General features: G+C 71.5%; 17 protein-coding genes. 11 read left to right on the top strand and 6 right to left on the bottom strand.

The window, feature by feature from the left end; all coding sequences use genetic code 11:
- Window positions 1-93: 93 nt before the first annotated feature.
- Both MCHT01_RS14635 and MCHT01_RS26255 read left to right on the top strand, forming a co-directional pair.
- Window positions 94-561: an Lrp/AsnC ligand binding domain-containing protein gene (locus tag MCHT01_RS14635; protein WP_067066071.1), complete on the top strand. Its 468-nt coding sequence runs from the start codon at window positions 94-96 to the stop codon at window positions 559-561.
- Between the two features lie 207 nt (window positions 562-768).
- Entirely contained in the window at window positions 769-1188 is a 420-nt protein-coding gene (locus MCHT01_RS26255; RefSeq protein ID WP_148661535.1) for a hypothetical protein, read from the top strand.
- Here MCHT01_RS26255 and MCHT01_RS14630 read toward each other — a convergent pair.
- The 3 genes from MCHT01_RS14630 to MCHT01_RS14620 form a co-directional block, all read right to left on the bottom strand.
- Window positions 1127-1921, bottom strand: a complete 795-nt coding sequence (locus tag MCHT01_RS14630) for a phosphatase PAP2 family protein (protein ID WP_067066070.1) — start codon at window positions 1919-1921, stop codon at window positions 1127-1129. The genes MCHT01_RS26255 and MCHT01_RS14630 overlap by 62 nt on opposite strands.
- Window positions 1922-2276: 355 nt before the next feature.
- The gene (locus MCHT01_RS14625; RefSeq protein WP_067066069.1) at window positions 2277-4625 is read right to left on the bottom strand and encodes a putative bifunctional diguanylate cyclase/phosphodiesterase; all 2349 of its coding nucleotides are present in this window, start codon (window positions 4623-4625) and stop codon (window positions 2277-2279) included.
- Between the two features lie 145 nt (window positions 4626-4770).
- Entirely contained in the window at window positions 4771-6831 is a 2061-nt protein-coding gene (locus MCHT01_RS14620; protein ID WP_067066068.1) for an oxidoreductase, read from the bottom strand.
- A 256-nt stretch (window positions 6832-7087) separates the two neighbouring features.
- Here MCHT01_RS14620 and MCHT01_RS14615 point away from each other — a divergent pair, with 256 nt between their 5' ends.
- The 3 genes from MCHT01_RS14615 (at window position 7088) to MCHT01_RS14605 (ending at window position 10742) form a co-directional block, all read left to right on the top strand.
- Complete coding sequence (locus tag MCHT01_RS14615) at window positions 7088-8368, top strand: DUF4397 domain-containing protein (protein ID WP_067066067.1); 1281 nt, start codon at window positions 7088-7090, stop codon at window positions 8366-8368.
- 305 nt (window positions 8369-8673) lie between these two features.
- A complete protein-coding gene (locus MCHT01_RS14610) occupies window positions 8674-9945 on the top strand; it encodes a DUF4397 domain-containing protein (RefSeq protein ID WP_067066066.1) in 1272 nt (423 codons plus the stop codon).
- A gap of 62 nt (window positions 9946-10007) precedes the next feature.
- Complete coding sequence (locus MCHT01_RS14605) at window positions 10008-10742, top strand: hypothetical protein (RefSeq protein ID WP_067066065.1); 735 nt, start codon at window positions 10008-10010, stop codon at window positions 10740-10742.
- Here MCHT01_RS14605 and MCHT01_RS14600 read toward each other — a convergent pair.
- On the bottom strand, window positions 10718-11056 hold the full coding sequence (locus MCHT01_RS14600; RefSeq protein ID WP_084452654.1) for a DUF2834 domain-containing protein: 339 nt from the start codon (window positions 11054-11056) through the stop codon (window positions 10718-10720). The genes MCHT01_RS14605 and MCHT01_RS14600 overlap by 25 nt on opposite strands.
- 121 nt (window positions 11057-11177) lie before the next feature.
- Here MCHT01_RS14600 and MCHT01_RS14595 point away from each other — a divergent pair, with 121 nt between their 5' ends.
- Both MCHT01_RS14595 and MCHT01_RS14590 read left to right on the top strand, forming a co-directional pair.
- Complete coding sequence (locus MCHT01_RS14595) at window positions 11178-11939, top strand: helix-turn-helix transcriptional regulator (RefSeq protein WP_245643304.1); 762 nt, start codon at window positions 11178-11180, stop codon at window positions 11937-11939.
- Window positions 11940-12179: 240 nt separating this feature from the next.
- Window positions 12180-13772, top strand: a complete 1593-nt coding sequence (locus MCHT01_RS14590) for a thioredoxin family protein (protein WP_245643303.1) — start codon at window positions 12180-12182, stop codon at window positions 13770-13772.
- Window positions 13773-13980: 208 nt separating this feature from the next.
- Here the strand turns inward: MCHT01_RS14590 and gstA are convergent, their stop codons facing one another.
- Window positions 13981-14589: a glutathione transferase GstA gene (gene gstA, locus MCHT01_RS14585; RefSeq protein ID WP_067066063.1), complete on the bottom strand. Its 609-nt coding sequence runs from the start codon at window positions 14587-14589 to the stop codon at window positions 13981-13983.
- A gap of 188 nt (window positions 14590-14777) precedes the next feature.
- Between gstA and MCHT01_RS14580 the strand changes: the two genes are divergently transcribed.
- Genes MCHT01_RS14580 through MCHT01_RS14565 form a run of 4 tightly spaced genes read left to right on the top strand, consistent with a single transcriptional unit; the run spans window position 14778 to window position 19014 of the window.
- Window positions 14778-15260, top strand: a complete 483-nt coding sequence (locus MCHT01_RS14580; protein WP_067066062.1) for a MaoC family dehydratase — start codon at window positions 14778-14780, stop codon at window positions 15258-15260.
- A 54-nt stretch (window positions 15261-15314) separates the two neighbouring features.
- The gene (locus MCHT01_RS14575; protein ID WP_245643301.1) at window positions 15315-16976 is read left to right on the top strand and encodes an alpha/beta hydrolase; all 1662 of its coding nucleotides are present in this window, start codon (window positions 15315-15317) and stop codon (window positions 16974-16976) included.
- On the top strand, window positions 16973-17839 hold the full coding sequence (locus MCHT01_RS14570) for an ABC transporter ATP-binding protein (RefSeq protein WP_084452652.1): 867 nt from the start codon (window positions 16973-16975) through the stop codon (window positions 17837-17839). The genes MCHT01_RS14575 and MCHT01_RS14570 overlap by 4 nt, the downstream gene beginning before the upstream one ends.
- Window positions 17836-19014: an ABC transporter permease gene (locus MCHT01_RS14565; RefSeq protein ID WP_067066061.1), complete on the top strand. Its 1179-nt coding sequence runs from the start codon at window positions 17836-17838 to the stop codon at window positions 19012-19014. Before MCHT01_RS14570 ends, MCHT01_RS14565 begins: the two co-directional genes overlap by 4 nt.
- A 65-nt stretch (window positions 19015-19079) precedes the next feature.
- Here MCHT01_RS14565 and MCHT01_RS14560 read toward each other — a convergent pair whose 3' ends face one another.
- A complete protein-coding gene (locus MCHT01_RS14560) occupies window positions 19080-19451 on the bottom strand; it encodes a DUF4902 domain-containing protein (RefSeq protein WP_501193227.1) in 372 nt (123 codons plus the stop codon).
- Between the last annotated feature and the right edge of the window lie 35 nt (window positions 19452-19486).

Raw genomic sequence — 19486 nt, 5'->3', positions numbered from 1 at the left:
CCATAGTGAACGGCGCGACTCTAGAGAGGTTCGTCCTGGATTAAATTCGGATGATTGCCATATCGACCGGAGGAAATCCGGTCTGGAGCCACCATGAGCGCCGACGACCTGGACAAGATTGACCTGCGCATTCTGCGCGTGCTGCAGCAGGATGGGCGCATCAGCAACCAGAAGCTGGCGGAGGAGGTGCATCTGTCCCCCACCGCCGTGCTGGAGCGGGTCAAGCGGCTGACGCGCGACGGCTACATCCTGGGCTACGAGGCGCGGCTGAACCCGGCCAAGCTGGGCGCGCAGATGCTGGTGTTCATCGAGATCCTGCTGGACCGGACCGTCCACGACGTCATGGACAACTTCCGTGCGGCGGTGCAGGCGCGACCGGAGATTCTCGAGTGCCACCTGGTGGCGGGCGGCTTCGATTACCTGCTCAAGACGCGGGTGGCGGACATGGCGGCGTATCGGGAGTTCATCGGCACGTCCATCTGGACCCTGCCCGGCGTGCGCGAGACCCGGACCTACGCGGTCATGGAGGAGGTCAAGCACACGACGGCGCTGCCGATCTGAGGCGTCGCCCGGGCGGGCTCGAGGTACCCGGCGCCCCGTCCCGGTGCCGGGCGATGCCCGGGCGTGCATTCCACACACCGCCTGTTGGATCAAGCGGTTTCAAGGGGGAGATGTCCTCCCCCGTCGGCCCCTCCATCTGCGGGCTGCCGGCATCGGGGCAACAGGCTCACCATGGAGTGCCTCCCCCCAGGTCCCCGGAGTTCCGAGATGAAGTACAGGTCTCAGCATCCCCCGCCGCCGCGCGCCCCGTCCCGGCCGCTCGCGAGCGGCGGCCGCGGTCACCGCGCCGAGGTCGGCGACAGTCGGCTCGACAGCCGGCTCGATGGTCGGCAGGACAGCGGCCTCGACAGCGAATGGCCCAGCGGCTTCGCCGACACCGGCAGCAGTTTCGGCGGCGGCGCGGGCAGCACCTTCGGTGGCCCGGACGCCAGCCATGAGACCGGCCTCTGGGGCCGACCCCGGCGTACCGCCGCCGGTCCGGTCGAGAGCTGGCACGACTCGAGCTACGTGCTGCGGCGCGGGCTGGAAGTGCGCGAGCTCAGCGCCCGTGAATGGAACGTCTGCGTCAGCGCGCCGACGCCAGGGTCCGCGCCCCGCCGGCGCGGCGATGGAGAAGATGGCGTGTGAACGGCTCCGGCCGCCCTGACAGCTTGAGGCTGAGCGCCGTCACCCACTGGTGGCTGCGGGTGGGCGGGCTGGCCCAGGGCGCGATCGCGAGGATCGCGGCCATGCCCAGCGCCAGGAACGCGCTGCGGCGCAGGACGCGCGCGGGCGCCGCGCCGGTCTGGGACTCGAATCCGTCGATTCCTGCGCCGCGTCCTTGGCGGAACGCGCGCCAGGCCTGGCGGGACCCCGCCAGGGCTTCCTTGAGCGGTCGAGCGAGAGCCACGCCGCTGGCGAGCGCGCCGAGCGTGAAGCCCAGCAGCGCCTCCGACGGCGAGTGGGCGCCCACCGGCAGCCGCGAGTAGGCGATCGCCGCCGCCAGCGCATAGGCCAGCGACAAGCCGGTCAACCGCAACGGCGCCGAGCCGATGGCCTGCAGGCCCAGCCAGGCGATCAGCGGCAGCACCGAGGCGGCGCTCATCGCGTGACCGGAGAAGCCGGTGAAGTCCCATTCGGCGCTGCCGATGCCCCAGCCCATGAAGGCGACCTTGGAGCCCAGGGTCAGCGCCAGCACGGTCAGGAAGGCAGGGAGCCAGCGACGCGCGACGCCGCGCTGGGTCGGGCAGGCCCACAGGCCGAGCAACGCGACGACAGCCAGCGGCGCCAGGACCTGCGCTTCGCCCAGGCGGGTGAACAGGTGCCAGTACGGCAGCAGCGGGGTGGAGTCGCTCAGGGTGGAGGGGACGGCGAAGCTCATGCGGACAGCTTAGGACGACTCTGCTGCACCGCAACATGCGCGGGGTTTTCGAATCGTCGGGAAGTGCAACGGATGACGCAGTCTTCCAGTGGGCTGTGAGGTGAGGATGAAGAGGGTGTAAGGCGTACGGCAAGCCCGAAGACCCTCACCCCAGCCCTCTCCCGCAAGCGGGAGAGGGAGTCGGTGCGCTCGCTGTTCATCCGTACGTTCGCTGTTCACCTGAACGATCGCTGTTCATCCGAACGTTCGCTGTTCACCTGAACGATCGCTGCTCACTCGAACGTTCGCTGTTCACTCCCTCTCCCGCTTGCGGGAGAGGGCGGGGGTGAGGGTCTTCTCTCGGCGTACCGCCGACTCAAGCCAGCTGCAAGCGCTTCACCGGCGCGCGGCGCAGCGGCTCGGGCGGCGGGGTCACGATGAAGTCCTCGGCGGGCATCGGGCGGCCGTAGTACCAGCCCTGCGCCCAGTCGCAGCCCTCGCGGCGGAGCCACTCGGCCTGCTCCATCGTCTCGACGCCCTCGGCCAGCACGTCCAGGTTGAGGCTGCGCGCCAGCACGATCACCGTGCGGGCGATGGCGTTGACGTTGGCATCGCTGCCCAGTTCGTGGACGAAGCTCCGGTCGATCTTGAGCGTGCTCACCGGCATCCGCTTCAGATAGGCCAGCGACGAATACCCCGTCCCGAAATCGTCGATCGCCACCCGCACGCCACGCTTGTGCAGGCGCGTCATCAGGCTGATCGCCTGCTCGGCGTCCTCGAGCAGCAGGCTCTCGGTCACCTCCAGCTCCAGCGCGGTGGCCGGGCAGCCGGTCTCGGCCAGGATGTAGTCCAGGGTCTCGATGAAGTCCGGCTGGCGCAACTGACGCGCCGAGACGTTCACCGCCACCTGCTGCGGCTTGCCTTCCTGGCCCTGCCAGCGCGCCACCTGCGCGCAGGCCTGCTCCAGCACCCAGCGGCCGATCGGGATGATCAGGCCCGTTTCCTCGGCCAGCGGGATGAAGTCCGCCGGGGAGATCGGGCCGCGCGTCGGATGCCGCCAGCGCAGCAGCGCCTCGGCGCCGATCAGTTGGCCATCGCTCAGGCGCACCTGCGGCTGGTACTCGATGCGGAACTGCGCCGCCTCGTTGGCCTGGCGCAGCGCGTGCGTCAGCTCGAAGCGGTGCTGCACCGCCTGCGTCAGCTCCGGCCGGTAGGCCTGCACCGAGCCGCGCGCATGCAGCTTGGCCCGCACCATCGCCACCTCGGCGTTGCGCAGCAGCTCGTCGACGTGCGTGCCGTCGGCCGGGAACAGCGCCAGCCCGATGCTGGCGCCGACATTGAACTTGTGGTGGTCGATGACCACGGGCTCGTCCATCGCCTGGATCAGGCGGTCGCCGAGCCGCATCGCGGTCTCCTCGTCAACCAGGCCCGACAGCACGACGACGAACTCGTCCGAGCCCACCCGCGCGACCGAGTCGCTCAGGCGCGTCACGTTGGCGAAGCGCGCCGCGGCGGTCAACAGCACCTGGTCGCCCGCGGCGTGGCCGGCGATGTCGTTGACGTCGCGGAAACCGTCCAGATCGATGTAGAGCACCGCGACACAGGTGTGCTCGCGCTGCGCGTTGCCGATCTGGCGCGCGATGCGATCGCGCAGCAGCGCCGCGTTGGGCAGCCCGGTCAGCGCGTCGTGCAGCGACTGGTGCAGCAGCTCGGCCTCGGTCTGCTTGATGCGGGAGATGTCGGTCAGCACGCTCAGGTACTGCACCTGCTCCGGGTCGCCCGACGGGGACGGCACCCTCACGAAGGTCGCCCACATCGGGATGGAATCGCCGCTCTTGTGGCGCTCGGTGACCTCGCCGCTCCACTTGCCGGTGGCCTCGACCTGCGCCCACAGCGCGCGCAGCTTCTCGGGGTCCTGCTCGCTGTCGCGCAGCAGCAGCGGGCGCTTGCCCAGCAGCGTCTGGCGGTCGTGGCCGATCATCGCCACCAGCGCCGGATTCACGTCGCAGATGCGCAGCTGATGGTCGATGACCATGATGCCCTCGCCGCAGTGCTCGTACACCGTGGCGGCGCGCCGCGCGGCCTCGGTGGCGCGCTGCAGCTGGGTCACGTCGCGTGCGATGGCGACCTGGCCCAGGTATTCGTCGTCCTCGTCGCGGACCCGGGCGCTGAGCACGTCCAGGCAGCGCGCGTCGGTGGTCTCGTCGCCCGCCTCGCCGTCCTGCCAGACCAGGCTGCGGCCGTCGGACTGCGTGTCCACCCAGCCGGGCGGATTGGGCAGGTCGGCGTCACGACGACCGATCAGCTCGCTCTCGGTCAGGCCGACGGCGCGCTCGAACGCGGGGTTGCAGCCTTCATAGGCGCCGCTGGCGTCCTTGAAGTACATCGGATCGGGGATGGCGTTGAGCAGCGCGCTGAGACGGGCGCGCTCGCGGCGCACGCGCTTGAGTTCCTCGCGGCGGCGCTGCAGCCGGCCGCGCTGCTGCACGAACAGGCTGACCAGCACGCCCATCGTGATGCCGCCGACGACACAGGCGGCGCCCAGCCAGAACACGGTGCTGCCCGAGTCGATCCACGCGGGAAGCCGCGCCGCCATCGACTTGACCGTCGCGCTGGAAGCGGCGGCCGCGCCGGACGCATGCGCCCCGGCCGACGTGCTCAGGCACGCCAGCGACAGCGCGGACACGGTCAGGCGTCCCCAACGACGGTTCAGGCGAAGGCGCATGTGTCACGCCTGGATCGGTGCCAGGCATTGTTGGTATGTGGGAGGGGCAACAACTGGCCCCCTCATCGGCCGCCCGCGGATCACGGGCGTTCCCTCTCGCACGACCTTCGGAGTATCGGTGCCTGGCTTGAGAGCCCGATAGGGTTTACAGGGAGGCCGCCACCGTCGTTCCCTGCAGGATTGCACGCTTTGCGTCCAATTCTTTGGCCTCGAGCGCCCCCCCGATCAGATGGACCGACCGGCCCGCGGCCCGCAGCGGGGCCTCGAGTTCGCGCAGCGGCTCCTGGCCGGCGCACAGCACGACGGTGTCGCAGGCGAGCAGCTCGGGATCCCCGCGTTCCTCGCCCCGGCTCAGCCACAGGCCCTGGTCATCGATGCGCTCGTAGTTCACGCCGGCGACCATCTGTACACCGTGCGTTTTCAGCGCGGCGCGATGGATCCATCCCGTGGTCTTGCCCAGCCCCGCCCCGAGCTTGCCGGCGCGGCGCTGCAGCAGCGTGATCTCGCGATCGACCGGCACCGGCTCGGGCTTCACCAGGCCGCCGCGCGCGTCCGCCGGATCGCCCACGCCCCAATGACGACGCCAGGCCGGCGCGTCCAGCGCCAGCGAGTGGCCCTGCTCCAGCAGGAACTCCGACACGTCGAAGCCGATGCCGCCCGCGCCGATCACCGCGACTCGGCGGCCGACCGGCTTCTCGCCACGCAGCACTTCCAGATAGCTCAAGACCTGACCCCGGGCGACGCCCTCGGCCTGGCCGGGGATGCGCGGATCGCGCGGTGTGACGCCGGTGGCGAGCAGCACCTCGTCGTAGTCCATCAGCTCGTCGGCGGCGACGCGCCGCCCCAGCCGCGGGGCGACGCCCAGCAGCTCCAGCCGCCGCTTGAAGTAGCGCAGCGTCTCGTGGAACTCCTCCTTGCCCGGGATGCGCTTGGCCAGGTTGAACTGGCCGCCGATCTCGGTGGCCGAGTCGAACAGCGCGACCTCATGACCGCGCTCGGCCAGCGTGGTCGCGGCGGCCAGGCCGGCCGGTCCCGCGCCCACCACGGCGACGCGCTTGCGTTTGGCGGTGGACTCGACCGGCACGATGCGCAGCAGCGTCTCGTGGCCCGCCCGCGGATTCACCAGACAGGACGCGACCTCCTGCTTGAACACGTGGTCCAGGCAGGCCTGGTTGCAGGCGATGCAGGTGTTGATCTCGTCGGCGCGGTTCTCGGCGGCCTTGCGGACGAAGGCCGGATCGGCCAGCAGCGGGCGCGCCATCGAGACCATGTCGGCCGAGCCGTCGGCGAGCACGGACTCGGCGACCTCGGGCGTGTTGATGCGGTTGCTGGTCACCAGCGGGATGTCCAGGCCCTCGGCCCGCAACTGGTCGCGCAGCTTCTTCGTGACCCAGGCGAAGCCGGCGCGGGGCACGCTGGTGGCGATGGTCGGGATGCGGGCCTCGTGCCAGCCGATGCCGGTGTTGAGGATGGTGGCGCCGGCACGCGTCGCGGCGCGCGCGAGCTGCAGCACCTCGTCCCAGCTGCTGCCCCCGGGCACCAGGTCCAGCATCGACAGGCGGTAGATGATGATGAAGTCCGGCCCCACCGCCTCGCGCATGCGGGTCAGGATCTCGACCGGCAGGCGCATGCGGTGGGCGTAGTCGCCGCCCCAGCCGTCGGTGCGCTGGTTGGTGGCCGCGGCCAGGAACTGGTTGATGAAGTAGCCCTCGGAGCCCATCACCTCGACGCCGTCGTAGCCCGCCTCGCGCGCCAGCACGGCGCAGCGGACGAAGGCCTTGATCTGGCGCTCGATGCCGCGCTCGCTCAGCGCGTGCGGGGTGAAGGGCGAGATCGGCGACTTCAGCGCCGAGGCCGAGACGTTGAACGGGTGATACCCATAGCGGCCGGTGTGCAGGATCTGCAGCGCGATCTTGCCGCCCTCGGTGTGCACCGCGCGGGTGATCGCCTGATGGCGGCGCGCCGCGCCACCGGTGGCCAGCGTGCCGGCGAAGGGCTTGGCCCAGCCCGCGATGTTGGGCGCGTAGCCGCCGGTGACGATCAGGCCCACGCCGCCGCGGGCGCGCTCGGCGAAGTACTCGGCCAGGCGCTCGACATGCTTGCGCGAGTCCTCCAGGCCGGTGTGCATGCTGCCCATGAGCACGCGGTTCTTGAGGGTGGTGAACCCCAGGTCCAGGGGCGACAGCAGCTGTGGATAGGCGTTCATCGCGCGGATGCTAGCGCCGGCCTCACGCGCGCGATTAGAGGGACTCGCCCAAGTCGCGGCCGGCTACGGGAAGACCCGGATGCCCGTGGCCATCGGCCTCGCGGGCGTTCCCGGTCCCGGTGATCGGGGGGCGGCGGCAATGGCCCGGCAACTCTGTGTCGGCCTTGATATGCAACTTCACAAACCCGGCATGCCGCCACAAGCCGCAGCAACACGCCCCCCGTTCAATCCCGCCATCCACATTCGGAGTAGGACGATGCGAATCACGAAATGGGCCTGGGGCCTGGGTCTGGCCACCGCGGCCCTGATGACTGCCTGCGGCGGCGGCGGCAGCGGCAGCACCGCGCACATGCGTTTGATGAACGCCAGCATCGGCTACGCGTCGCTGGACATGGCGGTCGACAGCACGACCGTCAACAGCGGCGTGACCTACGCCGGCGTCGGCACCTACGCCGACGTGAACACCGGCGCCACCGGCACCGAAGTGCAGAGCAACTCGGTCGGCAGCACGCTGGCCTCCACCACGCCCTCGCTGACCGCGGGCAGCCACTACACGATGATCGCGTACGGCGCCGCCGGCACGGTCCGCACCACGCTGCTGCAGGAAGACCAGGAGGTCCCGGCCGCCGGCAAGTCCAAGCTGCTGATCCTGAACCTGGCCCCCGACGCCGGCGCGCTGGACGTCTACGTGACCGGCACCAGCGAGACGCTGGACAGCGCCTCCACCTCGGCCGCGGCGATCGCCGCCGGCTCGGGCAGCGGCTACCTGACCTTCAACAGCGGCACGGTCCGCGTGCGCCTGACCGCCAGCGGCAGCAAGTCCGACCTGCGTCTGGACATCCCCAGCATCGCCCTGCCCGACGCAGGCGTGTCGACGCTGGTGCTGACGGGCTCCTCCGGCGGCGTGCTGGTCAACGGCATCCAGGTGATCCAGCAAGGCGCCACGACCAACTTCCCGAACAGCACCGCCCGCGCCCGCCTGGTGGCCGCGGTCGGCGGCAACGCGCTGGTCGCGGGGTCGATCGGCTCCACCCAGCTGCTGCCCACCTCGACGGCGCCGACCATCGGCGACTACCAGACCATCGCCACCGGCGCCACCGCCCCGACGATCTTCGTCAACGGCGCTCAACTGCAGGTCCCGAGCTTCCCGACGCTGGCTGCCGGCGGCGACTACACGCTGATGGTCTGGGGCCCGGCCGGCTCACCGCAGCTCACGGTGCTGACCGACGACAACAAGCTGCCGACGACCTCGACCGCCGCCAAGATCCGCCTGGTCAACGGCGTGGCCAACGCCTCGGCCGGCCTGACGCTGAACGTGGACTACAGCGCGCTGGCCTCCAACGTGCTGGCGGGGACCTCGTCCACGCCGACCACGACCGCCGCCACGACCTCCTCGCTGCTGACCGTGAACTCGCCGGCCTCGGCGACCCCGGTCTACAGCCTGAGCTCGCTGGCCATCCAGGCCAACGGCGTCTACACCGTCTTCGTGATGGGCGACAGCACGTCGATGGTCGGCTCCCTGCGCAAGGAACGCTGATCGACGCGATGCCCGCCGGACGCCGCCCGCGGCGTTGATCCGGCCACGGGCCGCCCCGCGCGGCCCGACGAGAAATCCTCCCTGTTGGCCACGTCCTCTTCCGAGGCGTGGCCTTTTTTTCGTCGCGAGGTCCGAGGCCCCGCGGCGTTCTTCTTCCACACGTTCGTGCTGTCGGATGGCTCACATCAGGGGATGAGGGCGGGTCATCCACCCTTTCCAGCCAGTGCCGGATCGGGCGGGGCTGCCTAGGCTCCCAGGTCCTCCCGACTTTCGGCCCGCGATCCCGCGGCGCCTCGCCCGACACCATGTCCCTCTCCCGACGCTCCTCCCTCGCGACCTTCGCCTCCCTGGCGATCCTGGCCACCACCCTGACCGCCTGTGGTGGCGGCTCCGGTGACGACGCGCGAATCCGCCTGCTCAACGCCGGCGCCGATCCCGGCGCCATCGACCTGATGTCCGACAAGGACAAGCTGTCCGCGAGCGTGGGCGCGCTGGCGGTCGGCGAGTACGGCAATCGCGCCGCCGGCACCGCGACGCTCCAGCTGCGCGGCGCGAACTCGACCGCCAACCTTGCCGCCACGCCCGCCACGCTCAAGAAGGGCGTCAGCCACACCCTGATCGCCTACGGCGGGCCCGGGGCGATCCGGACCAGCCTGCTGCAGGAAGACCAGACCGAGCCGGCGTCCGGCCAGAGCAAGCTGATGGTGCTCAACCTCGCCCCCGACGCCGGCCCGGTGAGTGTGTTCGTGACGGCGCCGGACGCCGCGCTGACCGGTTCATCGCCCTTCGCCGCCAGCCTGGCCGCGGGCGTGGGCAGCGGCTACGTGACGCAGGCGGCCGGCACCTACCGGATCCGCGTGACCGACCCCGCCAAGCGCGACGAGATCCGGCTGGACCTGCCGGCGTTCAAGCTCGAGTCCGGTCAGGTGACGACGCTGATCCTGCGCGGCAGCACCGGGGGCACGCTGGTCCACGCGCTGACGCTGCAGCAACGCGGTGCGCTGACCCGCGTGGACAACCCCTCGGCCCGGGTGCGGCTCGTGGTGGCGACGCCCTCGATCGCGATCGACACGACCTGGAACGGCCGGCCGCTGCTGAAGGGCGCGCTCTCACCCGCCATCGGCGAGTACCAGCTGGTGGACGCCGGCTCCCGCAACCTGCGTGGCACCGTCAACGCGCAGGACCTGTCCCGGGATCTCGCGCCCCTGGTCGCGGGCGGCGACTACACCGTGCTGATGCGTGGCGATGCGGCCGCGCCCATCGTCGACCTGCTGACCGACGACAACCGGCTCCCGGAAACGGCCGGCCTGGCCCGGGTGCGGGTGCTCAACGGCCTGAACCAGGCGCTGACGCTCAACGTCAACTACGGCGCGCTGGCCGGCGGGATCGCGCCGGCCAGCTATGGCGCGGGTACCGTGTCGCCCAGCGCCTCGGCCCTGCTCACGGTCAGCTCGTCGGCGTCGACGACCGCGCTGTTCACCGAGCCCAGCTTCGCTTCGCAGTCCGGCGGTCTGTACACCGTCATGATGCTGGGCAGCGAGGCCCAGCCCAGCGGCGTGCTGCGCCGGGACCGCTGAGCCCGCGCGACGCGGCGTCCCTGCTGACGCCGCGCGTCCGGGGCCTGCGGCAAGATCGCCGCATGTCCGACGCCGCACCTCGTCCCACCGTCCTGCAGATCCGCCGGCTGCGTCAGCTCTGGCGCTCGGCGGGTTGGCCCTGCCAGGACATGCTGGAGGTGGAACTGCTGGCGCTGGGCTGGCTGGAGCGCCGGCTCGATCCGCAGGGTCGGGAGACCCTGCATCTCACCACGCCCGGCATCGAGGTGCTGCACCTGGGCCTGCGCAAGAACCGCGCGGCCCGGGACCGGCACGAGGACCTCGTGACGCGCACGGCGAGGGAGCTCCAGCGCGCCGGCCGCGTCGTGTGGCGCGGCCTGTCCTTGCGGGCCGGCCTGCCGCGCGAGGACGAGCCCGAGCGGCTCCAGTGGGTCCATGCGATGCCGGACGTCTATTCGGTCCGCAACACGACGGTCGAGGACTACCTCGAGCCGGCGGTCCACGAGATCAAGGTGAGCCGCGCCGACCTGCTCGCGGAGCTGCGGCGGCCCGCCAAGGCCCAGGCCTATCTCGCGCTGAGCGGCCAGTGCTGGTACGTGCTGCGCGCCGGCATCGCGACGGTGGCGGAGATTCCACCCGCCTTCGGCGTGCTGTTCGCGCATGAGCTGGCCGGCGGCGACGGCCTGCGCTTCGAGCTCGGCCGACCGGCGCCCCGCCGGGCGATGCGGCCGGACTTCGCCACCTGGATGGCGCTGGCCAAGGCCACGCCCGAGCCGCCGCCGCTGGACGAGGGTCAGGACTTGCTGGGCGAAGCCTGAAGGGGCCGGGTGGCGCTGTCGGCCGGCGTCGCGGCGGGCTTGGGCGCCAGCAGCAGATACAGCAGCGGCCCGAAGGATCCGGCGGCCAGCGTGATCAGCGCGTAGGGCCAGAAGCGGCGCCCGTGCTGGCGTGCGTCGCGCCAGAGGAAGCCCAGCAGCAGCACGCTCGCGATCATGAGGTCGGCCAGCGCCTGCCGACTGGCCGGCCCTTCCAGCAGCGCCTTCCACAGGCCGAGATAGCCCAGTTCGAACATCACGACCATCGAGTACGCGCCGAACGCGGCCAGAACGAGGGCCAGGAGGATCTTCAGCATGATGGGTTCCTTTCGCTCATCGGTAGGGTGGGACATGGCGTCAGTCTCGGCCGCGGCGCGCACGGCCTCAATGACCTCCGAGGTCATTGCCGCCAGCGGGCCGGCCGCTAGCATGGACCGCATGAGCCCCGTCACCGCCCTCCTCCCCGAGCTGCGCCGCGAGCGCCGACTGAGCCAGCTGGAACTGTCCCTGCGCGTCGGCGTTTCCCAGCGCCATCTGAGCTGCATCGAGACCGGCCGCGCCCGTCCCAGCCGCGAGATGCTGATCGCGCTGCTCGACGCGCTGGAGGCGCCGCTTCCCCGGCGGAACGAGGTGCTGCTGGCTGCCGGCTATGCGCCGCACTACCCGCGGCGCTCGCTCGACGATCCGGATCTCGCGGAGGTCCGCCAGGCGCTGCATCACCTGCTCGAGGCGCACGATCCCGCGCCGGCGCTGGTACTGGACGGCGGCTGGAACCTGGTCATGTCCAACCGCGGCGCGCACCGGCTCATGACGCTGCTGGGCGTGGACGCGGACGCGGCGCTGCGACCCGGATTCAACCTGCTGCGCGCCTGCCTGGAACCCGGCGGCCTGCGCGCGCTGTGCGAGAACGAGGACGAGGTCTGCGCCGCCCTGTGGAGCCGCGCCAATCACGAGGCCGCCCACTTCCCCGAGCTCAAGCCCCTGCTGGAGGACCTGCGCCCGCATGTGCCGACGCGCGTCCCGCAGCAGGCGCACACACCGCTGCTGCACACGCGCCTGCGCTCGTCGGCGGGGCCGCTGAGCCTGTTCTCGGCCTTCACCAGCTTCGGCTCGCCGCTGGACGTGACGCTGGCCTCGCTGCGGGTCGAGCACTTCTTCCCGGCCGACGCGGCCACGCGCCGCGCGCTCGCCGACAGCTGAGGGTCCGGATCGGCGGAGGACCGCACGGGGCACGCTGCGCGCGCCCGCGGCGCCCGGCCGAAAGTCATGCCGACCTCGGGCGAAGAACGAGCAAGGCTAGAACCCTCCCGCATATCGCGGGCGGATTTCCGGCGCCACAATGCCCGCTCGCCGCGGCGACCCGCCGCCGGCCCGGGGCGCGTCCGCGCGCCGCCGCTTCCCTTCACCCGCCACGACCGGCTCACGAGGCCGGCGACGACCATGACCACCACCGCCACGATGCACCGCCGCCTGCGCCTGTCCGTCCTTGCCGCCGCCCTGTCCCTCGCGGGCCTGACGCCGGCGCTGATGCCCACGGCGACGGCCTCGGCCGCGGCGTCCAGCGCCACCGCCGCGGTGGCCTGGCAGGAAGCCTCCGGCGACGCCGACATCGAGCGCGCCTTCACGCAGGCCCGCGGCGAGAAGAAGCCGGTGCTGCTGTACTGGGGCGCCAAGTGGTGCCCGCCCTGCAACCAGCTCAAGGCCACGCTGTTCAACCGCGCCGACTTCATCGAGCAGTCGCGCGCCGTGGTCGCCGTCCACATCGACGGCGACAACCCCGGCGCCCAGCGCCTGGGCGCCCGCTTCAAGGTGCGCGGCTATCCGACCATGATCCTGTTCAACAACGACGGTCAGGAACTCACCCGCCTGCCCGGCGAGGTCGACGCCCCGCAGGTGCTGCGCGTGCTGCAGCTGGGACTGGCCGGCGGCCGCCCGGTCAAGACCGTGCTGGCCGACGCGCAGGCCGGCAAGAAGCTCAGCGCCAATGAATGGAAGCTGCTGGGCTTCTACTCGTGGGAGACCGACGAGCAGCAGTTGATCCCCGCCGCCCAGCGTCCGGCGCTGCTGGCCAAGCTGGCCGCCGCCAGCCAGGGCGTCGACGACGAGACCACCACCCGCCTGTGGCTCAAGGCCCTGGCGTCCACCGAGGGCGGCGGCGCGCTGAAGGCCGACGCCGCGCTGCGCGGTCGCGTCGAGAAGGTGCTGGCCGACCCGGTCGCCGCGCGCGCGCAGACCGACGTGCTGACCAACAACGCCGACGACATCGTGCGCGCGCTGGCCCCCGCGGCCGGTGCCGATCGTCAGGCGCTGATCGGCAAGTTCGATGGCGTGCTCAAGCGCTTCCAGGGCGATGCCTCGCTGTCGCGGGCCGACCGCCTGCAATCGCTGGTGGCGCGCGTCGAGCTGGCCCGCCTGGACCAGGACCGCAACGCGCTCAACCCCAAGCTGCCCGCCGCGCTGCAGGCCGAGGTCAAGGCGCACGCCGCGCAAGCCGACAAGGAGATCACCGACGGCTATGAGCGCCAGGCCGTGATCACCTCCGCCGCCTATCTGCTGGGCCGCGCCGGCCTGTGGAGCGACAGCGACGCGCTGCTCAAGTCGTCGATCGCCAAGAGCCACAGCCCCTACTACCTGATGAGCCAGCTGGGCGGCAACGCGCGCAAGCAGGGCCGCAAGGACGAGGCGCTGCGCTGGTACGAGGAGGCCTTCAACAAGAGCGAGGGCCCGGCGACACGTCTGCAGTGGGGCTCGAACTACCTGAGCGCGCTGGTGGAACTGGCGCCGCAGGATTCGGCCCGCATCGAGAAGGCCGCGGCGCAGCTGCTGACCGAGGCCGAGAAGGACAAGGGCGCCTTCTACGAGCGCAGCGCGCGCTCGCTGCAGAAGGTGGGCAGCCAGCTGGTGTCCTGGAACGCGAACGGCCAGCACGACGCGGCGCTCACGCGCCTGCGCACCCAGCTGGACGGCGTCTGCGCCAAGCAGAAGGCGTCCGACAAGGGCGCCTGCGAGTCGCTGCTGAAGAAGAAGGGTTGAGGCCCGCGGGGACTACCCGCGCACCTTCCCCTCTCCCGCAAGGCAGGAGAGGGGTTCACCCTTGCTCAGGTGTACTCCGAGAGGAGCGCACCAATGCCTGAGCGGAACTCCGCGAGGGGCTGACCACCGCGCATCTGGCGCACCGACTCCCCTCGCCCGCCGCGCGGGAGAGGGGCGGGGGTGAGGGCCGTCGCAGGCAGCGAGCGGATTACTTCAGCAGGCCCTCGGCCTTCATCGCTTCCTGCACCGCCGGGCGAGCCGCGACGCGGCCGCGGTAGGCGACCAGGTTCGGATAGCCGGACACGTCGACGCCGACGTGCTGGCCCCAGTTCGACACGGTGAACAGGTAGGCGTCGGCCACGGTGAAGCCGTCGCCCATCAGGTACTGCTTGCCCTCGAGCTGGCTGTCGATCCACTGGAAGCGGTCGTGCAGCTTGGCGCGGAACACGGCCTTGGCCTCGTCGTTGATCGCCGGATTGAACAGCGGGCTGAAGGTCTTGTGCAGCTCGGTCGTGATGAAGTTGAGCCACTCCTGCAGGCGATAGCGCGCCAGCGTGCCGTTGGCCGGCGCGAGCTGCTTGTCCGGCGCCTGGTCGGCGATGTACTGGACGATGGCCGGGCCTTCGCTCAGGCGCTGGCCGTCGTCGAGCTCGAGCAGCGGCACGTAGCCCTTGGGATTGATCCCGTAGTAGTCGGTGCCGTCCTGCAGCTTGTGGGTCTTGGTGCTGGCGAGCACGGGCTCGAAGGCCAGGCCGGCCTCGCGCAGGACGATGTGGGGCGACAGCGAGCAGGCGCCGGGGCTGTAATAGAGCTTCATGGGGGTCTCCTTCAAAGAGGTCGTGGAACCGTTCGGGGGAAGGTCGCCGGGCACCATACGCGCCCGCGAATCACCGCGCAATGTCGGGGCCATCCCCGGGGCTGTCGCCGGCGCGCCAGCCGCCCGTCGGGCCGCCGCCTACAGTCGGACGCTTCAGCATCACGGCGCCGTCCGGCGCCCCGCCACCGATGAGCACTCCCAAGACCTACGCATTCGAGGACTTCGCCGTCGGCCAGGTGCGCGAGTTCGGCTCGCGCTTCGTCGACCGCGAGGAGGGCCTGGCCTTCGCCGCCGCCTACGATCCGCAACCGCTGCACCTGGACGAGGCCGCCGCCGACGCCTCCGTGCTGGGCGGCCTGTCCATCAGCGGCTGGCAGACCTGCGCGATGGTGATGCGCATGATGTGCGACGCCTACCTGCTGGATTCCACCAGCCAGGGCTCGCCCGGCATCGACAACCTGCGCTGGCTCAAGCCGGTGCGCCCCGGCGACACGCTGCGGGTGCGCATGACCGTCCTCGAGACCAAGGCCAGCCGCAGCCGCCCCACCCTCGGCCTGGTGCGCTCGGGCTGGGAAGTCTTCAACCAGAAGGACGAGCAGGTCATGAGCATGGAAGGCTGGGGCATGTTCGGACGCAGGGAAAGCGAGCCCTCCCCCCTGGCGGGTCCCTAACGGCAGGCCTCCTCCCGCTGGCCATAATCGGCGGCACTTTGTGGAGGAGTGAAGATGCGCATGCTTCCCGGGGCAAGACCTGGCCCCCGAGCCCGGCCCCCGCTGTCCCTGCCGACCCTGACCGTGGCGCTCGCGCTGCTCGCGGCCGAGGCCCTCGCCGCCCCACCCGCCGCCGGCCCCGCGCCGTCGACGCCGGAGGCCCCCGCCACGTCCGGCGCATCCTCGGAGCCGCCCGCGGGCACACGCGGCCCGGCGGCCTCCTCCTCGCTCTCCGCGAACGGTCTGGCCACGCTGACGCCCTGCCGCGTCGACGGCGTGCCCACCGAGGTCCAGTGCGGCAGCCTGCGCCGTCCGCTGGATCCCGCGCATCCCGAAGGCAAGCAGATCGACCTGCGCTTCGTCGTCGTGCGCGCGCTGGCGCGCAACAAGCTGCCCGACCCGGTGCTGCTGCTGGCCGGCGGTCCCGGCCAGAGCGCCGTGTCGCTGACGGGCTCGGTGCTGCCGCGCCTGTCGCGGCTGAACTACCGCCGCGACCTGGTCTTCGTCGACCAGCGCGGCACCGGCCGCTCCGCCCCGCTGCAATGCCCCGACACCAGCGGCCGCGACCTGGAGGAGCTGACCCAGCCCGGCGCCAAGCTGCGCCTGCTCGACGCCTGCCGCGTCGCGCTGGAGAAGCTGCCCTACGGCGACCTGCGGATGTTCACCACCCCCATCGCCATGCAGGACATGGACGCCGTGCGCGCCGCCCTGGGCGTGGAGCGCTGGAACCTGATCGGCGCGTCCTACGGCACCCGCGCGGCGCTGGAGTACCAGCGCCAGTTCCCGCAGCGCGTGCGCCGCGCGGTGATCGACGGCGTCGCGCCGCCGGACATGGTGCTGCCGGCCTCGTTCTCGCGCGACGGCCAGGCGGCGCTGGACCAGGTCTTCGACGGCTGCGCGGCGGATGCCGCCTGCCGGGGCCGCTATCCCGAGCTGCGCGCCGAATGGCAGGGCCTGCTCAAGAGCCTGCCGCGCAAGGTCGGCGTCACCCACCCGGTGACCGGCAAGGCCGAGCAGTTCACCCTCACGCGCGAGGCGCTGCTGGGCATGATCCGGCCGCCGCTGTACGTGCCCGCCGCCGCGTCCGCCCTGCCGGCGGCGCTGCATGAGGCGGCGCAGGGCCGGTTCGAGGCGGTGGCCGGCCTGGCGGGCCAGCTCGGCGGGGGCTCGCGCGCGATGCGCCTGGCCGAGGGCATGCACTTCTCGGTGATCTGCGCCGAGGACGCCCCGCGCCTGGCCCGGTCGACCGACGCGCCCTCCTCCGACTTCGGCACGCTGGACCGGGATCTCTACGCCAACGTCTGCCGCGCCTGGCCGCGCGGCGAGGTGCCGCCGGCCTTCTACACGATGCCGACGGCGAAGACCCCGGTGCTGGTGCTGAGCGGCGGTGCCGATCCGGCCACGCCGCCGCGCCACGGCGCCCGCGTGGCCCAGACCCTGGGCCCGCGCGCGGTGCACGTGGTCGTGCCCCAGGCCGGCCATGGCGTGGCGATGACGCTGGGCTGCATGCGCGACGTGGTCTACCGCTTCATCGACGCGGCCCAGGACGACGACGCGCTGCGCGTGGACGCCTCCTGCGCCCAGCTCATCCCGCGCCCGACGCCCTACCTGCCGCCCACGGCCGCGACCGTCGCGGCCGCCGCCTCCGCCGCTGCCGCCCGGGAGACCGACCGATGATCCGCCTCCAAGCGCTCCACAAGACCTTCCAGACCCGCGGCGGCTCCCGCAAGGGGCTCTCGCTGAGCACGCTGCTGGGCAAGCGCGGCGCGCCGGCCAAGACCGTCGTCGCCGTCGAGCATCTGGACCTCGACGCGCCCGACGGCCGCATCACCGGCCTGCTCGGCCCCAACGGCGCGGGCAAGACGACCTCGCTGCGCATGCTGGCGGGCCTGTTCCCGCCGGACACCGGCCGCATCGAGGTCGACGGCGTCGACGTGCTCAAAAGCCCGCGCACGGCCCTGGGCCGCATGGGCATCCTCGGCGACGCCCACGGCCTGTACCCGCGCCTGACCGCGCGCGAGAACATCGTCTACTTCGCGCGGCTGCAGGACATGCCGATGGACCAGGCCCAGGCACGCGCCGAGGCGCTGGCCGACCTGCTGGACATGCGCCGCATCCTGGACCGCCGCGCCGACGGATTCAGCCAGGGCGAGCGCATGAAGACCGCGCTGGCCCGCGCCCTGGTGCACGACCCCGCCAACATCGTCCTGGACGAGCCGACCAACGGTCTGGACGTGGTCGCGACCCGCGCGCTGCGCGAGGTGCTGCGGCACCTGCGCTCGCCGGCCGGCGGCGGCAAGTGCATCGTCTTCTCGAGCCACATCATGCAAGAGGTGGAACTGCTCTGCGACCAGGTGGTGGTGATGTCGCACGGGCGCTCGGTCGCGACCGGCACCGTGGCGGGGCTGCTCGCGCAGACCGGCCGCGAGCGCTTCGAGGACGCCTTCGTCGACCTGGCCTTCCCCGAGGAGGCCGCCCTTGAGCACGCCCCCGGCACCCCACCCCCGCAACCGGGCCGCCATCAGGAGTCCGCCGCATGAGCCTCGATTTCTTCAAAGCCTTCCGGACCGTCTTCGCCAAGGAGATCGTCGACGCGCTGCGGGACCGCCGCACGCTGCTGCGCCTGATGATCCCGTCGGTGCTGATGGGGCCGCTGATGCTGGTGCTGATGTCCAGCCTGGCCGCCTCGCTGCAGGACCGCGCCGAGCAGCGCGAGGTGCTGGTCGCGGGCATCGGGCACGCGCCCACGCTGCGCAACTACATCGAGCGCCAGACCTACACCATCAAGGCCGCGCCGGCCGACTACGAGGCCCAGTTGCGCAGCGGCAAGCTGACCGACCCGGTGCTGGTCGTGCCCGCGGACTTCGAGACCCTCCTGGCCGGCGGCGAGCCCGCCACGCTGGAGATCGTCAGCGACAGCGCCAACCAGCGCGCCGAGGCCGGCATGGGCGCGCTGAACCGGCTGGTGCAGGGCTTCGGCAACGAGCGCGCGGGCCTGCTGCTCGCGATGCGCGGCCTGAGCGCACAGCAGCTGCGGCCGCTGGACGTGCAGGAGCGCGACCTGGCCAGCGTGCAGGCGCGTGCCACACGGCTGACGCAGATGCTGCCGATGTTCATCATGATGGCGGTGCTCTACGGCGCGCTGACCGCGGCGCTGGACTCCACCGCCGGCGAGCGCGAGCGAGGCTCGCTCGAGCCGCTGCTGGTGAATCCCGCGCCGCATGCCGCGATCGTCGTGGGCAAGTGGGCCGCCGTGCTGATGGCCGGGCTGATGGTGGCGGTGCTCTCCAACCTCAGCTTCCTGCCGGGTCAGCTGCTCATGCGCAGCGACGCGCTGGCGGCGATGTTCCAGTTCGGCTGGGGCGAGGCGCTGCGCTTCCTGCTGCTGCAGATCCCGCTGGGCATGGGCCTGTCGGCGGTGCTGATGGCCCTGGCCATCCGGACCAAGACCTTCAAGGAGGCGCAGGCCAGCACCACGCTGGTCATCACCGCGGTGGCGCTGACGCCGATGGTGGCCATCGTCAACCCGGGCGGCGAGGCCTCCTGGCACCTGTGGGTGCCGGGCCTGGGCCAGAACCTGCTCATGATGCAGGTGCTCAAGGGCGAGGCGCTGACCCTGGCCAAGGTCCTGCCGACGGTGATCTCGGGCGTGGCGCTGACCGTGGCCGGCCTGAGCTTCGTGTCGCGCTCGATGCGCGCGGCGGTGGCGCGCTGAGCCGGCCGTGAACGACGACGCCGCGGCAAGCCGCGGCGTCGCTCGTGAGGCCGGTGCTTCTGGCCTCAGTGGCGCAGCGCGAGGGCCAGCTGGACCTGTTCCTGCCACGGCAGCATGTGCACGATGCCGTTGAGCTGGATGGCCGATTCCATGGGCGCGAGCACCTCGCCCGCGCGGTTCAGGAACTGCATGTTGGTCACCAGCGCCATCGGATCGACCATCGAGACCATGCCGTAAGGCATGCGGACCCAGTCCCAGGCGACGCCGGCGGCGCCCCACTCGGACTCCCCCGTCCACAGGGTTTGCCCCATGGCCGGGTGATCCTCATCTCCCGCGACCAGAACTCGCGTGCTCAAATGCGCGAACTGCAGGCGAGGCAGACGCTGTACATCACACAAGATTCGCGGCCATGCGTACACAATCCAGGCTGGTGTCATTGTCAGACTTGTTGAATTTGGTTATTTCGCGGCAG

It is taken from the genome of Mitsuaria chitosanitabida ATCC BAA-476 = NBRC 102408 (assembly GCF_001598255.1).
Classification (GTDB): domain Bacteria; phylum Pseudomonadota; class Gammaproteobacteria; order Burkholderiales; family Burkholderiaceae_C; genus Roseateles; species Roseateles chitosanitabidus.
Note: the sequence above shows the minus strand (reverse complement) of the source record. Positions and strands in the feature narration are given on the sequence as shown.

Bases quoted from the DNA above. Each gene is read 5' to 3' on its own strand.
- MCHT01_RS14610 (WP_067066066.1), top strand. From the start codon at position 8,674: ATGTCCCTCTCCCGACGCTCCTCCCTCGCGACCTTCGCCTCCCTGGCG.
- MCHT01_RS14570 (WP_084452652.1), top strand. From the start codon at position 16,973: ATGATCCGCCTCCAAGCGCTCCACAAGACCTTCCAGACCCGCGGCGGC.
- MCHT01_RS14595 (WP_245643304.1), top strand. From the start codon at position 11,178: ATGAGCCCCGTCACCGCCCTCCTCCCCGAGCTGCGCCGCGAGCGCCGA.
- MCHT01_RS14625 (WP_067066069.1), bottom strand. From the start codon at position 4,625: ATGCGCCTTCGCCTGAACCGTCGTTGGGGACGCCTGACCGTGTCCGCG.
- MCHT01_RS14600 (WP_084452654.1), bottom strand. From the start codon at position 11,056: ATGCTGAAGATCCTCCTGGCCCTCGTTCTGGCCGCGTTCGGCGCGTAC.
- MCHT01_RS14580 (WP_067066062.1), top strand. From the start codon at position 14,778: ATGAGCACTCCCAAGACCTACGCATTCGAGGACTTCGCCGTCGGCCAG.
- MCHT01_RS14620 (WP_067066068.1), bottom strand. From the start codon at position 6,831: ATGAACGCCTATCCACAGCTGCTGTCGCCCCTGGACCTGGGGTTCACC.
- gstA (WP_067066063.1), bottom strand. From the start codon at position 14,589: ATGAAGCTCTATTACAGCCCCGGCGCCTGCTCGCTGTCGCCCCACATC.
- MCHT01_RS14565 (WP_067066061.1), top strand. From the start codon at position 17,836: ATGAGCCTCGATTTCTTCAAAGCCTTCCGGACCGTCTTCGCCAAGGAG.
- MCHT01_RS26255 (WP_148661535.1), top strand. From the start codon at position 769: ATGAAGTACAGGTCTCAGCATCCCCCGCCGCCGCGCGCCCCGTCCCGG.
- MCHT01_RS14605 (WP_067066065.1), top strand. From the start codon at position 10,008: ATGTCCGACGCCGCACCTCGTCCCACCGTCCTGCAGATCCGCCGGCTG.
- MCHT01_RS14575 (WP_245643301.1), top strand. From the start codon at position 15,315: ATGCGCATGCTTCCCGGGGCAAGACCTGGCCCCCGAGCCCGGCCCCCG.
- MCHT01_RS14635 (WP_067066071.1), top strand. From the start codon at position 94: ATGAGCGCCGACGACCTGGACAAGATTGACCTGCGCATTCTGCGCGTG.
- MCHT01_RS14560 (WP_501193227.1), bottom strand. From the start codon at position 19,451: ATGACACCAGCCTGGATTGTGTACGCATGGCCGCGAATCTTGTGTGAT.
- MCHT01_RS14615 (WP_067066067.1), top strand. From the start codon at position 7,088: ATGCGAATCACGAAATGGGCCTGGGGCCTGGGTCTGGCCACCGCGGCC.
- MCHT01_RS14590 (WP_245643303.1), top strand. From the start codon at position 12,180: ATGACCACCACCGCCACGATGCACCGCCGCCTGCGCCTGTCCGTCCTT.
- MCHT01_RS14630 (WP_067066070.1), bottom strand. From the start codon at position 1,921: ATGAGCTTCGCCGTCCCCTCCACCCTGAGCGACTCCACCCCGCTGCTG.